The sequence below is a fragment of the Acidovorax sp. GW460-11-11-14-LB4 genome, assembly GCF_059423685.1.
The window spans coordinates 1-2,183 of the sequence record NZ_JBWKYJ010000140.1; the positions used below are offsets into that span (position 1 = coordinate 1).

Annotated in this window: 1 protein-coding gene; it reads left to right on the forward strand. The window is 68.2% G+C overall.

What is annotated here, in order from left to right; translation table 11 throughout:
• A partial coding sequence (locus AC07X4_RS23895) for a GspE/PulE family protein (RefSeq protein ID WP_494741537.1) occupies nt 1-1,878 on the forward strand: 1,878 nt, incomplete at its 5' end.
• Nucleotides 1,879-2,183 lie beyond the last annotated feature (305 nt).

Here is a 2,183-nt window from a genome sequence, read left to right on the forward strand (position 1 = left end):
CCCGCCCACAGTTTCCGCCCCCAGAGCGCCGAGGCGCTGTGGCGTCAGATCTCCACCCCCCACCCCACGGTGGGCAAGGCCCGGCACCTGGGCGAGGCGCTGGTCCACGCGGGGCTGCTGTCCACGCCGGACCTGGCAGAGGGCCTGCAGGCGCAGCAGGAGGAGCGCGGCAATGGCGTGCAGCGGCCCATCGGCCAGATTCTGGTGGACCGGGGGGCACTCACCCAGGACCAGTTGCGCAGCGTGATTGCCACCTGGCTGGGTGAATACACCGTGCACCCCGGCGACATCACGCCCGAAGCGCCGGCCCTGGCACTCATCCCCCGTGCCGTGGCCGAGCGCGAATCCGTGCTGCCCCTGATCGCACGCGAGGACGCGCTGGTGCTGCTGATGGCGGACCCCTGGGACCGCGTGCTGATCGACGAGATCCGCTTTCTGACCCAGCGGCGGCTGATCCCGCTGCGCGCAGCGCCCGGCACGCTGATGCCCGCCATCCACAAGGCCTACCGCACCCGCCCTGCCGACGCGGGCGGCGCGGCAGCCGGCGCACGCGCCACCTCGCAGGAGTTGCTGACCAACCTGGCCACTGCGTCGCCAGACGCAGACACCGAGCAGGCCGACGTGATCAGCGAGTCGGACAACACCCTGGTGCGGCTCATCAACTCGGTGATTGACGAAGCCATCAGCCACCGTGCGTCGGACATCCACATTGAGACCGAGCCCGCCCCGCACAACGTGCGCGTGCGCCTGCGCATCGATGGCGACCTGGTGCCTTACCTGGAGCTGCCCGCGCGCTACCGCTTTGCGATGGTGGCACGCATCAAGATCATGGCCAGCATGGACATCTCGGAGCACCGCAAACCGCAGGACGGCAAGATCGACTTTGCCCGCTTTGGCGGCCCGCCGGTGGAGCTGCGGGTGGTCACTGTGCCCACCTCGCGCGGACTGGAGGACGTGGTGCTGCGCCTGCTGGCAGGCGCCAAGCCCCTGCCGCTGGAGAACATCGGCCTGAGCCAGCCCAACCTGCTGGCGCTGCGCGCGGTGGTGCAAAAAAGTTATGGCCTGGTGCTGGTGTGTGGCCCCACGGGCTGCGGCAAGACGACCACGCTGCACTCGGTGGTGCGCGACATCAACACCGCAGGCCGCAAGATCTGGACGGCCGAAGACCCCATCGAGATCACGCAGGAGGGCCTGCGCCAGGTGCAGGTGAACCCACGCATCGGCTGGACCTTTGCCGCCGCCATGCGCACCTTTTTGCGCGCTGATCCAGACGTGATCATGATCGGCGAGATGCGCGACGAGGAGACGGCACGCATCGCCATCGAGGCCTCGCTCACCGGGCACCTGGTGCTGTCCACCCTGCACACCAACTCCGCGCCCGAGAGCATTGCGCGCCTGCTCGAAATTGGCCTCGACCCGTTCAACTTCTCGGACTCGCTGCTGGCCATCCTGGCGCAGCGCCTGGTGCGGCGCCTGTGCACCGCCTGCCGCGAGCCGCGTGTGGCCGACGACGACATGCTGGCGGGCCTGGCGTCGCAGTACCTGGAGAGTGGCACACATAACACCGCTGAGGCGCGCCAGGCGCAGATCGGACGCTGGCGCCAGCAATACGGCGGCGCCCAGGGCGAGCTGCGGATGTGGCGCCCCGTGGGGTGCGCCAAATGCGAAGGCCACGGCTACCACGGTCGCCTGGGCATCCACGAGCTGATGATGAGTGACGAAGCCATTCGCCAGCACATCCGCCACCGGGCCCCGGCTTCGGACATCCGGCACTCTGCGCTCACCGCCGGCATGCTCACCCTGCGCCAGGACGGCATCGAAAAGGTGTTGCAGGGCCTGACCGACATGAGCGAAGTGGTGGCGGCGACCAACCTGTAGCCTTCAGCCCCGGCAGTCACTCACAAGCCCCCAAAAACCGTCAACAATTGTCAAAACCACCCATCTCGCGGCAATTTTCCGTTGGACGGCAGTCGGTTTTCCTGCTTTCACGGGCATAGTCAAGCCGTGCCAGCTACCGCACCTGGAGCCATTCCAGGCCCCCGGGGCGCTGGCTGGATGTGAAAGTGGTGACGATGTTGTTCCGATTCCTGGCTGCCCTGCGGGCCCGCACAGACGCCACCCTGGTGGCCCTGCTCGGACCTTTGAGCCTGTGCCTGCCGCTGTGGGCCCACCCCGCCCCGCTG